General features: G+C 67.9%; 15 protein-coding genes. 11 read left to right on the top strand and 4 right to left on the bottom strand.

Annotated features, from left to right (window positions below; translation table 11 throughout):
* Position 1: 1 nt before the first annotated feature.
* The 3 genes from AC2EWF_RS07515 to AC2EWF_RS07525 form a co-directional block, all read right to left on the bottom strand.
* Positions 2-1,567 carry a phospholipase D family protein gene (locus tag AC2EWF_RS07515; RefSeq protein ID WP_483638736.1) on the bottom strand — a complete coding sequence of 522 codons (1,566 nt, stop codon included), beginning with the start codon at positions 1,565-1,567 and terminating at the stop codon, positions 2-4.
* A 296-nt stretch (positions 1,568-1,863) separates the two neighbouring features.
* A complete protein-coding gene (locus AC2EWF_RS07520) occupies positions 1,864-2,271 on the bottom strand; it encodes a DUF4156 domain-containing protein (RefSeq protein WP_483638737.1) in 408 nt (135 codons plus the stop codon).
* A 438-nt stretch (positions 2,272-2,709) separates the two neighbouring features.
* Positions 2,710-2,895: a hypothetical protein gene (locus AC2EWF_RS07525; RefSeq protein WP_483638738.1), complete on the bottom strand. Its 186-nt coding sequence runs from the start codon at positions 2,893-2,895 to the stop codon at positions 2,710-2,712.
* A gap of 304 nt (positions 2,896-3,199) precedes the next feature.
* Here AC2EWF_RS07525 and AC2EWF_RS07530 point away from each other — a divergent pair, with 304 nt between their 5' ends.
* From AC2EWF_RS07530 to AC2EWF_RS07570, 9 genes are all read left to right on the top strand, one after another.
* Positions 3,200-3,394 (top strand): hypothetical protein, encoded by a 195-nt coding sequence (locus AC2EWF_RS07530; RefSeq protein ID WP_483638739.1) that lies wholly within the window; start codon positions 3,200-3,202, stop codon positions 3,392-3,394.
* A 34-nt stretch (positions 3,395-3,428) separates the two neighbouring features.
* Positions 3,429-3,629 (top strand): hypothetical protein, encoded by a 201-nt coding sequence (locus tag AC2EWF_RS07535; RefSeq protein ID WP_483638740.1) that lies wholly within the window; start codon positions 3,429-3,431, stop codon positions 3,627-3,629.
* Positions 3,630-3,678: 49 nt separating this feature from the next.
* Positions 3,679-4,146 (top strand): tRNA (cytidine(34)-2'-O)-methyltransferase, encoded by a 468-nt coding sequence (locus AC2EWF_RS07540; RefSeq protein WP_483638741.1) that lies wholly within the window; start codon positions 3,679-3,681, stop codon positions 4,144-4,146.
* Between the two features lie 116 nt (positions 4,147-4,262).
* A complete protein-coding gene (locus AC2EWF_RS07545; protein ID WP_483638742.1) occupies positions 4,263-4,925 on the top strand; it encodes a ubiquinone biosynthesis accessory factor UbiJ in 663 nt (220 codons plus the stop codon).
* On the top strand, positions 4,922-6,571 hold the full coding sequence (gene ubiB, locus AC2EWF_RS07550) for a ubiquinone biosynthesis regulatory protein kinase UbiB (protein ID WP_483638743.1): 1,650 nt from the start codon (positions 4,922-4,924) through the stop codon (positions 6,569-6,571). The genes AC2EWF_RS07545 and ubiB overlap by 4 nt, the downstream gene beginning before the upstream one ends.
* A gap of 89 nt (positions 6,572-6,660) precedes the next feature.
* Positions 6,661-7,374, top strand: coding sequence for a pseudouridine synthase (locus tag AC2EWF_RS07555; RefSeq protein WP_483638744.1), 714 nt, complete (start codon positions 6,661-6,663; stop codon positions 7,372-7,374).
* A gap of 149 nt (positions 7,375-7,523) precedes the next feature.
* Entirely contained in the window at positions 7,524-7,946 is a 423-nt protein-coding gene (gene arfB / locus AC2EWF_RS07560; RefSeq protein WP_483638745.1) for an alternative ribosome rescue aminoacyl-tRNA hydrolase ArfB, read from the top strand.
* On the top strand, positions 7,943-8,539 hold the full coding sequence (locus AC2EWF_RS07565) for a 1-acyl-sn-glycerol-3-phosphate acyltransferase (RefSeq protein WP_483638746.1): 597 nt from the start codon (positions 7,943-7,945) through the stop codon (positions 8,537-8,539). Before arfB ends, AC2EWF_RS07565 begins: the two co-directional genes overlap by 4 nt.
* A 5-nt stretch (positions 8,540-8,544) precedes the next feature.
* The gene (locus AC2EWF_RS07570) at positions 8,545-9,174 is read left to right on the top strand and encodes a LysE family translocator (RefSeq protein WP_483638747.1); all 630 of its coding nucleotides are present in this window, start codon (positions 8,545-8,547) and stop codon (positions 9,172-9,174) included.
* 10 nt (positions 9,175-9,184) lie between these two features.
* On the opposite strand, the gene AC2EWF_RS07575 is transcribed toward AC2EWF_RS07570, so the two are convergent.
* Positions 9,185-10,198 (bottom strand): LysR family transcriptional regulator, encoded by a 1,014-nt coding sequence (locus AC2EWF_RS07575; RefSeq protein WP_483638748.1) that lies wholly within the window; start codon positions 10,196-10,198, stop codon positions 9,185-9,187.
* A gap of 151 nt (positions 10,199-10,349) precedes the next feature.
* Here AC2EWF_RS07575 and aceB point away from each other — a divergent pair, with 151 nt between their 5' ends.
* Positions 10,350-11,948 carry a malate synthase A gene (gene aceB, locus AC2EWF_RS07580; protein ID WP_483638749.1) on the top strand — a complete coding sequence of 533 codons (1,599 nt, stop codon included), beginning with the start codon at positions 10,350-10,352 and terminating at the stop codon, positions 11,946-11,948.
* Between the two features lie 106 nt (positions 11,949-12,054).
* Positions 12,055-13,350, top strand: coding sequence for an isocitrate lyase (aceA, locus tag AC2EWF_RS07585; protein WP_483638750.1), 1,296 nt, complete (start codon positions 12,055-12,057; stop codon positions 13,348-13,350).
* Positions 13,351-13,383 lie beyond the last annotated feature (33 nt).

Below are 13,383 nucleotides of genomic sequence, written 5' to 3' on the forward strand. Positions count from 1 at the left end.
GCTAGAGCAGGCTGTCGATGGGAAGCAGGCCGAGCAGGGTCACTTCCGCGCGCCGCGTGGCGTCCGCGCCGGGCTCGCTTTGGAAAGCGACCGGCTTGCCGTTGTCCTCGGCGTGCCAGACCAGTGCGTGCGAAACCGGGTCGATCGTCACCCGGTACGCATTCGAAGGTTCCGTCGCGGTGCGGAAGAAGTCGCTGATGGCGTGGGCCAACCCGGGCGAATCGACGATGACACCCATTTCGGTGTTCAACAGCTTGGAGCGCTGGTCCATGTTGAGGGAGCCTATGAAGACCTGGCGTTCATCCACGACAATGGACTTGGCGTGAAGGCTGATGCCCGACGATTTCCCGACGGTCGTGGATGGCTGGTTCTGGCCCGACGTCGGCTTGAGTTCGTAGAGCTGCACACCCCCTTCGAGCAGCGCCTTGCGATAGTGCGCATAGCCCGCATGCACCGCCGCCTCGTCGGTGGATGCGAGTGAGTTGGTCAATACCTTGATGGACACGCCGCCCCGGACCAGCGCTACGAGATGCTTGGTGCCGGCATCGCCGGGGATGAAGTAGGGCGTCGTCGCGAGGATCTCGTGGTGGGCGCCGTCCAGCATGGCCTTGAGCCGCGGACCGATGCGCAAGGCCGGCACGTCGCCCTCGGTCCCGATCTTCTGCGGCTGATCCGCCACGAGCTCGGCATTGCCCCAGAACCATGCCCCTCGCTTGTCGGCCGTCGGCCCATTCGGCAACTCGTCCGACACGGCCTGCGCATAGTCGGATTGCGTGTATGCCCGCACGTCCTTCTGCAGAATCAGACGTGCGGCGGCAAGGCGCCGGCCCGATGCGTCGGTCTTCTTGAGCTGACCGAGCGGATAGGCGGCGTCGCAGTTCCAGTAGGCGTCGAACGCTTCGGATGCCTGCTGCACGACGGGGCCGATGGCCACCACATCAAGGTCACGGAAGCGCGTGTTGCTGTCCGCGCCGAAATACGGATCGCCAATGTTGCGCCCGCCGATGACCGCCACGCTGTTGTCCACGATGAACGACTTGTTGTGCATGCGCCGATTGAGGCGCCGCCACTCCAGCACGAACTGGGCGGCGCGGGACAACGGATTCGGATCCCTCGTCCGGAATGGGTTGAACAGCCGGATTTCGATGTTCGGATGCGAGTCCAGCGCCTCGAACAGGTGATCCTTGTCATCAAAGTTGATGTCGTCGATGAGTATCCGGACGCGCACGCCGCGATCGGCAGCAGCAAGCAGGTGCTGCATGATCAAGTGGCCGGTCATGTCGTTGGCGAAGATGTAGTACTGCAAGTCGATCGAGTGCGCGGCGTGATCGGCAAGCGCTACCCGGCTGAGCAGTGCGTTGGTACTCAACGTCAGCAGCCGGAAGCCCGCTTGGCGCGGATGCTTATGCGCCTCCGCGTGGGCGTACCGCGCCAGTGGAGTATCGGTAGCAGCCGGCAGATGGTGCGTCTCGGCCTTCCCGGTGCTGGGCGGGAGCGTGGAGCACGCCTGAAGAAACACACAAAGGATCGTGAGGGCGAAACCGACGACCCGGCGTTCTGTTCGCATGCATGAACCCTCTGGTGGGCCGGACAATCCGCGGCTGGCGGACTCTCCCGTTCCGATTGCGCCGTCCATTTAGCACAACCAGCCCCCCTCCCTGCTGACTGCCGGCGGATGCCGGGCTTTCTCGCCCGCATCGCAGCAGCAGCCGTCGCGCACCGTTCAGGAACACACCGGCTTGCCCGGCGGGCGTGGCGGGCGAATGGGCCGGCCAGCGGGCGCCCGATCCGCCGTGCCGGCTCGCGCAAACATGAAGGGCGCCGAACGGCGCCCTTCATGCCTCCCGATCCGGCGAACCGGGCTCAGCCACCCTTGATCGGATAGGTCTGCGTACCGCCACTGGACGCAGGCGCGGCAGGGTTGTTCCCCGGCCCAGCGGCTGGCGTCACCGGGTGCGAACCGCACTGGTAGGCGCCCCAGGGCTGCGAACCGTCGCTGGGCTCGGCCAACGGCTTGATGGTGTCGGCGTGCATGGTGGCGGCCTCGTTGCGCGCCATCACCTGCAGTTCGTCGCGCACCTTGATGTCGTTGCGATCCACCGGGCCCACGTGGTCCATCACCGAAACGGTGATCTTGCCAAGGTCGCGGCAGCCGGAGACATCGCCGCTCCACGCCGTGTGCACGTTCTGCGACGCCGGCGTGGGGTTGATGCCCCAGGTGCAGGCGCCCAGCAGCAGGGTGGGAACGAGCAGCAGCACGGTCTTGCGCATGGGGCGACTCCGATGTCGGGATGAAGAAAGGCCGGGCGGCAAACCGCCCGGGCACCATGCTAGCGCGCGTTGCTGGATCGCGCCTGTATTGCGCACCTGCTTCGAAGCCGGCTTGCCGTCGGCGTCGAGCACCTGCACATCGCCGCGGTTCAGCGCGCGTACCGGCGCCTCGATCTGCCTGACTCAGGCCCCCCGCGATCACCCAGGTCATCGCCGCGGGCTGCAGGACCTGGCTGATCGCGGCCCGGCCCTGGTCGGCGGCGATCACCTTCGGCCTCGGCTCAGGCATCCGCACATGATCGTCGGGTCGGTCACACCCGACGATGCCGTTCATCGCATCGGGCACCGCGGCGGCGGTCTCATAGCTGTCCGGCAACGCGCGGATGCGCTGGCCCCTGATCCTGGCGACCTCGGCGGCGGCCAGCGGCTTGTCGGCTATCACGGCATGAGCAGGCCCGCCAGGATCAACGGCTGCGGCGCCTCGGGCCGGTCGATCAGGAACACGCGCGGCTCCGCCTGTGCCGCCGCTTTCGCGATGTTCTTGTGCGGGATCTGGGGCATGCCGGATGCGGCCACCCCGCCGTTCGCGGCCGCACCCAGCGCGCCACCGGCTGCAACGCCCATTCAGGTACGCCGGCAGCGGGGCGAGCGGCTTGGTTCCCGCGGTGATGCTCCTTGCCTCGGTTCGAGGTGTCACCCGAGTTTGCGTGGAGTTCGCGATCTCTTGCCATATGACAAAGGGCAAGCCCGCCCGCCTGTCCGTCCGGCTGTCCGGTTTGCTTGTCCAGCTGTCCGCGGACAAGCAATGGGTCGCCATGCCGTTCCTTGAAATTCTTTATTTCCAATGGATTGCGTGCGAATCACGACTTGGCACGCGGATTGCACTTCGATACATGCAGGAACCACCCACCCTTGTCGGAGACATACCATGAAATACGAGAACCTGATGCTGAGCGGCCTGTTCGTCGTCTGCCTGCTGGTCTGCACCCTGGTGCTGGGCGCGATGCTGAGTGCCACCCCTTCGTCCGTGCAGCTGGCCAGTGCCGGCAGCGCCCTGCTGGCTTCGCCCGCGCAATGCGCACTGGCGGCCGACGGCGTGATCTGCCCCCGCCAGCCGGGCTGAGCCCGCCTTGCGACACGCCTGCCGGAGTAAAGCCATGAAACACGAAAGCCTGATGCTGCAAGGTCTGTTCGTCACCTGCCTGCTGGTCTGCAGCCTGGTGCTGGGCTCGATGCTGACCGTGCACCTGATCCCGCCGCAGCCGGCCAGTACCGGCGCCACCCACGCACTGGTCGCCTCGACCACCCCTTGTGCGGCGTCGGATCGCGGCGCAGCCTGCCCGCTGCCGCGCAGCTGATCGACGGGATGATTGGCTCGCGTGCCGTCCTGCACGCGATAATCGCCGGATGCTGCATGTCATCCTGTTCCGCCCCGAAATTCCGCCGAACACCGGCAACGCCATCCGCCTGTGCGCCAACACCGGCGCCACGCTGCACCTGATCCGCCCGCTCGGCTTCGCGCTCGACGACGCACGCCTGCGCCGCGCCGGCCTGGATTACCACGAGTACGCACGCGTCGCGGTGCACGACGGCCTCGATGACTGCCTTGCCGCGATCGGCCAGCCGCGCGTGTTCGCGTTCACCACCCGCGGCCGCACGCGTCATGTCGATGCCCGCTACGCCGACGGCGATGCCCTGCTGTTCGGCTGCGAGACCGCCGGGCTGCCCGCCGAGGTGCTGGACGCCGTTCCCGAATCGCGGCGCATGCGCCTGCCGATGCGACCGGACAGCCGCAGCCTCAATCTCTCCAATGCCGTCGCCGTCGCCGTGTACGAAGCCTGGCGGCAACTGGGCTTCGACGGCGCCTGCGACTGACGGCCGATTGCGCGATTGCCGGGCGCGGGGTGGTATCCATCGCGCTCCGCGGGCGCCTGTCCGTGCACGGAGCATTCGGCACACGCCCGCGGGCCCCTGCCCGCTACAATCGACGGATGAATATCGCCACACCCAACGCCTGGCTGCCCATGCCGCTGCGCAAACTGGCTGGACGAGCGCTGGAAACCGCGCTGAACCACGCGCTGTCGCTCGATCCGGACACGCAGCACAAGCTTGCCGCCCTGAACGGCCGCCGCGTCCTGCTGCATCTCACCGGACCGGAGCTGGCGCTGGCCGTGCAGGTGCAGGACGGCCACCTCGAGGTCGGGCCGCCCGACGCGGGCGAGGCCGGCACCGGCACGCTGCGCGTGGCCGCCACGCCGGGCAGCCTGCTGGCAATGGCTTTGCGTCGCGGTGACGACGGTGTGGCGCCGGGGAAGGTGGAGATCGCCGGCGACGCCGACCTCGCGCGACGGCTGGAAAAGCTCGCCAGCCAGTTCGCACCGGATTTCGAGGAAGCGTTCGCGCGGAGCTTCGGCGACGTGCTGGGCGTGCCGATCGCACGTGCGATGCGCAAGGCGCTCGCACACGCGAAGGAAACCGCCAGCCACTTCACTGAGGACGGCGCCGCCTGGCTGCACGACGAGTCGCGCCTCGCACTGGCGCCGGGCGAGGCCGAGGCCTTCCTTGATGGCGTGGATGCGCTGCGGGAACGCGGCGAACGACTGGAGGCCCGGCTCGCCCGCCTGGAAGCGCGCCTGCAAGGAAAGTCCGCGTGACCCCGCTTGCCGTGGTGCCGCGTCTGCTGCGTGTCGCCGTGGTGCTCTTGCGCTACCGGCTGGACGAGCTGGTCGATGCAACCCACCTGTTCCGCCCGCTGAAATTCCTGCGCCCGCTGCTGGGCCGGCCGGTCGTCGACGTACGCCCGCTGGCGCGCGGCGTGCGGCTGCGCCTCGCGCTCACCGAGCTAGGCCCGATCTTCGTCAAGGCCGGCCAGGTGCTGTCCACCCGGCGCGACCTGGTGCCGGAGGACATCGCCGACGAATTGGCCCTGCTGCAGGACCAGGTGCCGCCCTTCCCCGGCGTCGAGGCCAAAGCCATCGTCGAGGCCGGGCTGAAGGCGCCGATCGGGCGGCTTTACGCCCATTTCGACGAGACGCCACTGGCCTCCGCCTCGATCGCCCAGGTGCACACCGCGGAACTCCCCGACGGCCGCGCGGTGGTGGTGAAGGTGCTGCGCCCCGGCATCGACGCCAAGATCGCACGCGACGTGCGCCTGCTGCATTCGCTGGGCCTGCTCGCCCAGCGCTGGCACCCGAGCGCCGACAAGATCCGGCCGCTCGACGTGGTCGCCGAGGTCGAGAAAATGCTGGAGCACGAGCTGGACCTGCAGCGCGAAGGCGCCAGCGCCAGCCTGCTGCGCCGCAACTTCGCCAGCGGCGTGGACCTCTACGTGCCCGAGGTGCACTGGGACCTGACCGCGCAGCGCGTGCTCACGCTGGAGCGTGTGCATGGCATCAGCAGCGACGACATCGCCGCGATCGACGCCGCCGGCGTCGACCGCAAGGCGCTGGCCGTCAAGGGCGTGCGGGTGTTCTACGAACAGGTGTTCCGCGACAATTTCTTCCACGCCGACGCCCACCCCGGCAACATCTGGGTCGATCCCACGCGCCCCGCCGAGCCGCGCTTCATCGCGCTGGACTTCGGCATCATGGGCTCGCTGCCCGAGGCCGACCAATACTGGCTTGCGCAGAACTTCATCGCACTGTTCGAGCGTGATTACGCGCGCATCGCCAAGCTGCACGTGGATGCGGGCTGGATGCCGTCCACGGTGCGGCTGGACGAACTGGAAGCGGCGGTGCGCACGGTGTGCGAACCCTATTTCACCCGCCCGCTGTCGCAGATCTCGCTGGCCGAGCTGGTGGTGAAGCTGTTCCAGACCGCGCGCCGCTTCGAGCTGACCCTGCAGCCGCAGCTGATCCTGCTGCAGAAGACCCTGCTCAACATCGAGGGCGTGGGCCGCCTGCTCGATCCGGAGATCGACATCTGGGCGGTGGCGCATCCGGTGCTGAAGCGCATCCTGCGCGAGCGCTACAGCCCTCTGCGCACGCTGCGCGAAGTGCGCAAGCGCCTGCCCGAATGGTTTTACCTCGCGCCGCGCCTGCCCGAACTGGTGCACGACTCGCTGGAGCGCATCGCGCGCGGCGAACACCGTCTGCTCGCCGACGTGGATACGCTCAGCCACCAGCGCGACCTGGTGCGGCGCCTGCTGCGCATGATCGCGGGCAGCGCGCTCGGCGCCACCCTGCTGCTCTGCGCCACCTTGCTGTGGGCGCTGGCGCCGCAGCATGGCGTCTGGTTGCCGTTGGGCGCAGGCGCGGCCGGGTTGCTCGCCTTCGGCTGGGGTTGGCTGCAGAACCGGTAGAAGCGGCTTCGGCCGCGATGCCTCTCCGTCCTTTCCGGCAACCGCATCGCCAGCGCGTCGCGGCTGAAGCCGCCCCTGCAGATAACGCCATGCCGCCCATCGACATCCTCCACCAGGACGACGCCCTGATCGCGGTGAACAAGCCCGCGGGCCTGCCCGTGCACCGTTCGAAGATGGTGAACGATGCCGAGCGGTACCTGGTGGACGTGCTTCGGGAGCAGGTGGGCGGCCAGCTGTACCTCGCCCACCGGCTGGATCGTGCCACCAGCGGCGTGCTGCTGGTGGCACGATCCAGCGAAATCGCCGCGGCACTGGGCGAGCAGTTCATGGGCCGCGATGTGCGCAAGCAATACCTCGTCGTCGTGCGCGGCTGGCCGGAACCCGCCGAAGGCATGGTCGATTACCCGCTGCCCGGTTCACGCGAGACCGGTCCACGCCGCGAGGCGCGTACGCGCTACCGCCGCCTCGCCACCGTGGAAGTGCCCATCGAGCTGGGCCGCTACCCGCAGCAACGCTATGCTTTCGTGCTTGCCGAGCCGGAGACCGGCCGCTTCCGCCAGATCCGCAAGCACCTCGCCCATCTCCACCATCCGGTGATCGGCGATTGCCAGCACGGCCGTGGCGACCACAACCGTCTCTACAAGCAGCACTTCGCCTGCCACCGCATGCTGCTGCATGCGTGGCGGCTGGAATTCCGGCATCCCGTGACGGGCGGAGCCATGACACTGCAGGCACCGCTGGATGGCGAGTACGCCGCGCTGCTGGAACGTTTTGGCTGGGCGACGGCGCTTGAGGATTTGTAGGAGCGCACCTTGTGCGCGAATGCTTTTCGGCTCCGGCCAAACGTCAGAGCCATCGCGCACAGGGTGCGCCCCTACGGAACCGGTCGGTCGGCGAAATGGGGAGCCCCACGCCGTTTCGGCCCGCTGACGCCATCCCCTAAACTCAGGGCATGCTGACCATCAGCCGCACCCTTGCGTTGCCCGAGACCGAACTGGTTGAGCGCTTCCTGCGCGCCGACGGCCCGGGCGGACAGCACGTGAACCGCACCGAGAGCGCGGTGGAACTGCGCTTCGACGTGGCGCATTCGCCCTCGCTGCCCGATGCCGTACGCGAGCGGCTGCTGGCGCGGCGTGACCGCCGGCTCACCGACGAAGGCGTGCTGGTGATCCAGGCGCGCCGCTTCCGCGACCAGGGCCGCAACCGCGACGACGCGCGCGAGCGGCTGGCAGAGATCGTCCGCGGCGCGCTGGCCGTGCCGAAGAAGCGGGTGGCGACGAAGCCCACGCGCGCCTCGAAGGAGCGCCGGCTCGCCGGCAAGCAGCAGCGCGGCAAGCTGAAACAGACGCGCTCGCGCAAACCGGTGTTCGAATGAAGGGTACGGTCCCCGCACCCGCGCAGTTGCCGCCTCGCATGCCGCAACTGCGCGACGGCCGGCGCCGGCGCCTTTGTCGTGGCGTGCTCCGCCTGTGCGGCTGGAGCCTGGTCGGTGACTTCCCCGACGTGCCGAAACTGGTGCTGATCGCCGCGCCGCATTCCTCGTGGTGGGACGGCGTCTGGGGCCTGCTGATGAAGGCCGCCATCGGCGCCGACGTGCATTTCATGGCCAAGCAGGAGCTGTTCCGCGGCCCGCTGGGTGCCTTGCTCGTCAAGCTGGGCGGCATGCCGATCAACCGCGGCAGCGCGCAAGGCGTGGTCGAGCAGATGATCGACCAGTTCCGCCAGCGCGAGCGGTTGTGGCTGGGCATAGCGCCGGAAGGCACCCGCCGCCACGTGCCGCGGTGGAAGAGCGGGTTCTGGCGCATCGCCCACGACGTCGGCGTGCCGGTGTTTCCCGTTGCCTTCAACTATCCCGACAAGACCATCCGCCTCGGCCCGCTGCTCGACACCACCGGCGACATGGCCGCCGACATGGAACGGCTGCGCAGGTTCTATGCTCCATTCCGGGGCAAGCACCACGGGATCTGACCGCCATGCTCGGCATCCAGCACTACGACGCCTTCCTGCTCGCCTGCATCGCGCTGAACCTCACTCCGGGGCTGGACACGTTCTACATCCTCGCGCGCAGCGGCCGCGAAGGCCACGCCGTGGGGCTGGGCGCCGCACTGGGCATCAATGGCGGTTGCGTGGTGCACACGCTGGCCGCAGTGCTCGGGCTGTCGGCACTGCTGATGACCTCGGCGCTCGCCTTCGCGGTGCTGAAATACCTCGGCGCGGCCTACCTGGCATGGATCGGCCTGCGCATGCTGCTCAGCCGTCAGCAGCATCGCAAACCCACGCAGACGCGAGGCGCCGGTTTCGCCGCCGCGTTCCGCCAGGGCATGCTCACCAACGTGCTGAATCCGAAGGTAGCGCTGTTCTATCTCGCCTTCCTGCCACAATTCGTTTCGCTGCAAGCCGGCCATCCGCAGCTTGGCCTGCTGGTGCTGGGCGCTAGCTTCATCGGTACCGGACTCTCCTGGTCGCTGGTGCTGGCCTTGGCGGGCGGCCACATCCACCGGCTGCTGCAGCGCAAGCCGCAGGTCGGCCGATGGATGGACCGCATTTGCGGCATGGTGCTGCTGGGTTTCGGCCTGAGGTTGGCGCTGCAGCGGCAGGGGTGAAGCCGCGTGCCTATCGCCCCGAATGCCCCGGCTCGTCGTAGTCCCGGTACGTCAGCAAGCCCGGACGGATCAAGTCGATGAAGGCGCGCGCTTCGGCACTGAGGAACTTGCCCTTGCGCATCACCACGCCGTAACTCCGCTGCGGAAACCAGCGCGACATGTTGCGCACGGCGAGGCGCGTGCGGTCGGCGGCGGTGATGCAGATGCCAGTCACGATGGAAATGCCCAGGCCCATCGCCACGTATTCCTTGATCACGTCCCAGCCACCCACCTCGATCGCCACCTTGTACGGCACCTGGTTCTGCTGGAATACCAGGTCCACCAGGCGGTAGGTGGACAGCCGCTGTGGCGGCAAGATCAGGCCCCAGGGTGACAGGTCCTGCAGCTCCAGCGGCTCTTTCGCGGCCAGCGGGTGATCGGGCGGCAGGATCAGCATGGGGTCGTAATGGCGCACCGGCTCCCAGGCGATGTCGTGCGGCACGTCCAGCATCGAGCCGACGGCGAAGTCGGCCTTGTCCTCGCGCAGCATGGCGAGTCCGTCCTTGCCGGTGACGTTGGCCAGCTGCAGCTGCACCGCGGGGTGGCGTTCGCGGTAGCGGCGCACCAGCTCGGGCAGCAGGTACTGGATGGTGGAAGTGCCGGCGGCGACGACCAGCTTGCCGGCCTGCAGGCCCTGCACTCTGGCCTGGAAGTCGCGATCGAGGTTTTCCCAGCCTTCCACCAGCGGGCGCGCCAGCTCATACAGCGCCTCGCCCGCATCGGTGAGGTTGATGCGACGGCGGCGGCGTTCGAGCAGGCTCGCGCCCAGCTCGCGTTCCAGCGCCTGCAGCTGCAGGCTCACCGAGGGCTGGGACAGGTAGAGCGCCTCCGCGGCGCGGCTCAGCGTGCCCAGTTTCACCGTGGCCACGAAGGCGCGCAGCTGCTTGTGGCGGTTGCCCTTGTAGTAGTAGCGGGCCGCTTCCGCCTCTCCTCCATGCGTCGACGTACGTTTTTTTGGTGCGCCGCGGCGCGATCTTTTCGACAATCCTGCCTCATCGGGCGTCGTCTTTCGTTCTGTCATATCAGTGGCTTAAAGTTCATATTGATATTTACAATAGCAAAAATTGAAACATTTGCTTTGTCAAATTGTAAATCAATGACCTAGCTTCGAGTCGTCCACGACTACGGAGCCCACCATGGCCTTGCCCCGGGAACGCCTCGACAGCACCGCCGTGCAGTTGCACGCCCAGCCCAGTCCAGCCCAGCAGGCGATCCTCAGCCCGGACGCGCTGAGCTTCCTCGCCGACCTGCACCGCCGCTTCGACGCCCGTCGCCGCGAGCTGCTGGCCGCCCGCGGCCTGCGCCAAGCGCGCTGGGATGCCGGCGAGCTGCCGGATTTCCGCGCCGACACCGCCGCGATCCGCGACAGCGAATGGACGGTGGGGCCGATTCCACCCGCGCTGCGCGACCGCCGCGTGGAAATCACTGGGCCGGTGGAACGCAAGATGATCATCAACGCGCTGAACTCCGGCGCGAAGGTGTTCATGGCCGACTTCGAGGACTCCTCGGCGCCAAGCTTCACCAATCAGATGGATGGCCAGATCAACCTGCGCGATGCGGTGGCCGGCACGCTGGCCTACACCTCGCCCGAGGGCAGGCACTATCGCGTGGACGACAACCCCGCCGTGCTGGTGGTGCGCCCGCGCGGCTGGCACCTGCCCGAGCGCCACCTCTCAGTGGACGGCGAGGCGATGGCCGGTGCACTGGTGGATTTCGGCCTGTACGCGTACCACAACGCGCGCGCCCTGCACCGCCGCGACCTGGGACCCTATTTCTACCTGCCCAAGCTGGAGAGCATGGAGGAGGCCGCGTTGTGGGACGAGGTCATGGCCCATGCGGAAGTCGCGCTGGACATCCCGCCCGGCAGCATGAAGGTCACCGTGCTGATCGAGACGCTGCCCGCCGCGTTCCAGATGCACGAGATCCTGCACGCACTGCAGGCACGCGCGGTAGGCCTGAACTGCGGGCGCTGGGACTACATCTTCTCCTACCTGAAGACCCTCCGCGGCCACCGCGAGCGCCTGCTGCCCGAGCGCGGCCAGGTACAGATGACCGTGCCGTTCCTGAAGGCGTATTCGGAGCTGCTGATCCAGACCTGCCACAAGCGCGGCGCCTTCGCGATGGGCGGCATGGCCGCACAGATCCCGATCAAGGGCGACGCTGCCGCGAACGAGGCCGCGCTGGCCAAGGTGCGGGCCGACAAGCTGCGCGAGGTCAAGGCGGGCCACGACGGCACCTGGGTGGCGCATCCCGCGCTGGTGCCGGTGGCGCAGGCCGTGTTCGACGAATACATGCCCGAACCCAACCAGCGCGACGCGGAGCGCCTCGACGTGCGGGTAGGTCGCGAGCAGCTGCTCGCGCCCTGCCCCGGCACGATCACCCGCGCCGGCTTCGACAACAACGTCGAAGTTTGCCTGCGCTATACCGCGGCGTGGCTGGACGGCCTGGGTTGCGTGCCGATCCACCACCTGATGGAAGATGCCGCCACCGCCGAGATCGCCAGGGCGCAGCTGTGGCAATGGCTCCACCACGGCGACCTGGAATTTGCCGATGGCGCGCCCATCGACTTCGCGCTGTTCGACCACGCGCTTGCTGCGCACGCCCACCGTCTGCGCGACAGCGCCCACCCCGGCGCCGCCCGTGCCGATGCCTCCGCCGCGCTGATCCGCGTGCTGATCCACGCCGACAAGCTCCACGACTTCCTCACCTTGCCTGCCTACGAGCAGCTCGCCTGAACCCACCCGTGCAGGAGCGCACCCCGTGCGCGACTGACGCCCGTCGCGAAAAGCCTCATCGCTCACTGGGCGCGCTCCTGCCACTACGCCGTACCGGAGCCACACCATGAAGACTTCGCTGCCCACCACCGAACAGATCACCCTGGACTGGACCAACAACCCTCGCTGGAACGGGATCCGGCGCAACTATGCCGCCGCGGACGTGGTGCGCCTGCGCGGCACCGTGGCCATCGAGCATTCGCTGGCCAGGCGCGGCGCCGAGCGGTTGTGGAAGAGTCTGCATGACGAGCCCTTCGTCAATGCCCTTGGCGCACTCACCGGCAACCAGGCAATGCAGCAAGTGAAGGCGGGTCTCAAGGCGATCTACCTCTCCGGCTGGCAGGTGGCCGCCGACGCGAACAGTGCCGGCGAAATGTACCCCGACCAGTCGCTGTACCCCGCGAACTCTGTGCCACAGGTGGTGAAGCGCATCAACAACACGCTGCTGCGCGCCGACCAGCTGCACCACGCCGAAGGCAAGAACGAGATCGACTGGCTGGTGCCCATCGTGGCCGATGCCGAGGCCGGCTTCGGTGGCGTGCTCAACGCGTTCGAGCTGATGAAGGCGATGATCGAGGCCGGCGCCGCCGGCGTGCACTTCGAAGACCAGCTCGCCAGCGTGAAGAAGTGCGGCCACATGGGCGGGAAGGTGCTGGTGCCCACGCGCGAGGCCGTCGACAAGTTGAATGCCGCGCGCCTCGCCGCCGACGTGGCCGGCGTGCCCACCCTGATCGTGGCGCGCACCGACGCCGACGCGGCCGACCTGCTCACCTCGGACGTCGACGACAACGACAGGCCTTTCGTCACGGGCGAACGCACCGTGGAAGGCTTCTTCCGGGTGCGCCCTGGCCTGGACCAGGCGATCAGCCGCGGCCTCGCCTACGCACCCTACGCCGACCTGGTCTGGTGCGAGACCAGCAAGCCGAACCTGGACGATGCACGCCGCTTTGCCGAAGCCATCCGCGCGAAGCATCCCGGCAAGCTGCTCGCCTACAACTGCTCGCCGAGTTTCAACTGGAAGAAGAACCTCGACGACGCCACCATCGCGAAATTCCAGCGCGAGCTGGGCGCGATGGGCTACAAGTTCCAGTTCATCACGTTGGCCGGCTTCCACAGCCTCAACTACGGCATGTTCGACCTCGCCCACGGCTACGCGCGCCGCCAGATGAGCGCCTTCGTGGAGTTGCAGGAAAGGGAATTCGCCGCCGCCGAGCGCGGTTTCACCGCCGTGAAGCACCAGCGCGAAGTGGGCACCGGCTACTTCGACGCGGTGACCCAGGCGATCCAGCAAGGCCAGTCGTCGACCACGGCGCTGAAGGGCTCGACTGAGGAGGCACAGTTCCAGCGCACTGCGGTGGGCTGATCTCCGCGTGCAGGAGCGCACCGTGTGCGCGAA

The sequence above is a fragment of the Rhodanobacter sp. sgz306013 genome (assembly GCF_057031145.1).

Bases quoted from the DNA above. Each gene is read 5' to 3' on its own strand.
- AC2EWF_RS07530 (WP_483638739.1), top strand. From the start codon at position 3,200: ATGAAATACGAGAACCTGATGCTGAGCGGCCTGTTCGTCGTCTGCCTG.
- AC2EWF_RS07555 (WP_483638744.1), top strand. From the start codon at position 6,661: ATGCCGCCCATCGACATCCTCCACCAGGACGACGCCCTGATCGCGGTG.
- AC2EWF_RS07520 (WP_483638737.1), bottom strand. From the start codon at position 2,271: ATGCGCAAGACCGTGCTGCTGCTCGTTCCCACCCTGCTGCTGGGCGCC.
- AC2EWF_RS07535 (WP_483638740.1), top strand. From the start codon at position 3,429: ATGAAACACGAAAGCCTGATGCTGCAAGGTCTGTTCGTCACCTGCCTG.
- aceB (WP_483638749.1), top strand. From the start codon at position 10,350: ATGGCCTTGCCCCGGGAACGCCTCGACAGCACCGCCGTGCAGTTGCAC.
- AC2EWF_RS07525 (WP_483638738.1), bottom strand. From the start codon at position 2,895: ATGGGCGTTGCAGCCGGTGGCGCGCTGGGTGCGGCCGCGAACGGCGGG.
- AC2EWF_RS07565 (WP_483638746.1), top strand. From the start codon at position 7,943: ATGAAGGGTACGGTCCCCGCACCCGCGCAGTTGCCGCCTCGCATGCCG.
- AC2EWF_RS07540 (WP_483638741.1), top strand. From the start codon at position 3,679: ATGCTGCATGTCATCCTGTTCCGCCCCGAAATTCCGCCGAACACCGGC.
- AC2EWF_RS07515 (WP_483638736.1), bottom strand. From the start codon at position 1,567: ATGCGAACAGAACGCCGGGTCGTCGGTTTCGCCCTCACGATCCTTTGT.
- AC2EWF_RS07545 (WP_483638742.1), top strand. From the start codon at position 4,263: ATGAATATCGCCACACCCAACGCCTGGCTGCCCATGCCGCTGCGCAAA.
- arfB (WP_483638745.1), top strand. From the start codon at position 7,524: ATGCTGACCATCAGCCGCACCCTTGCGTTGCCCGAGACCGAACTGGTT.
- AC2EWF_RS07570 (WP_483638747.1), top strand. From the start codon at position 8,545: ATGCTCGGCATCCAGCACTACGACGCCTTCCTGCTCGCCTGCATCGCG.
- aceA (WP_483638750.1), top strand. From the start codon at position 12,055: ATGAAGACTTCGCTGCCCACCACCGAACAGATCACCCTGGACTGGACC.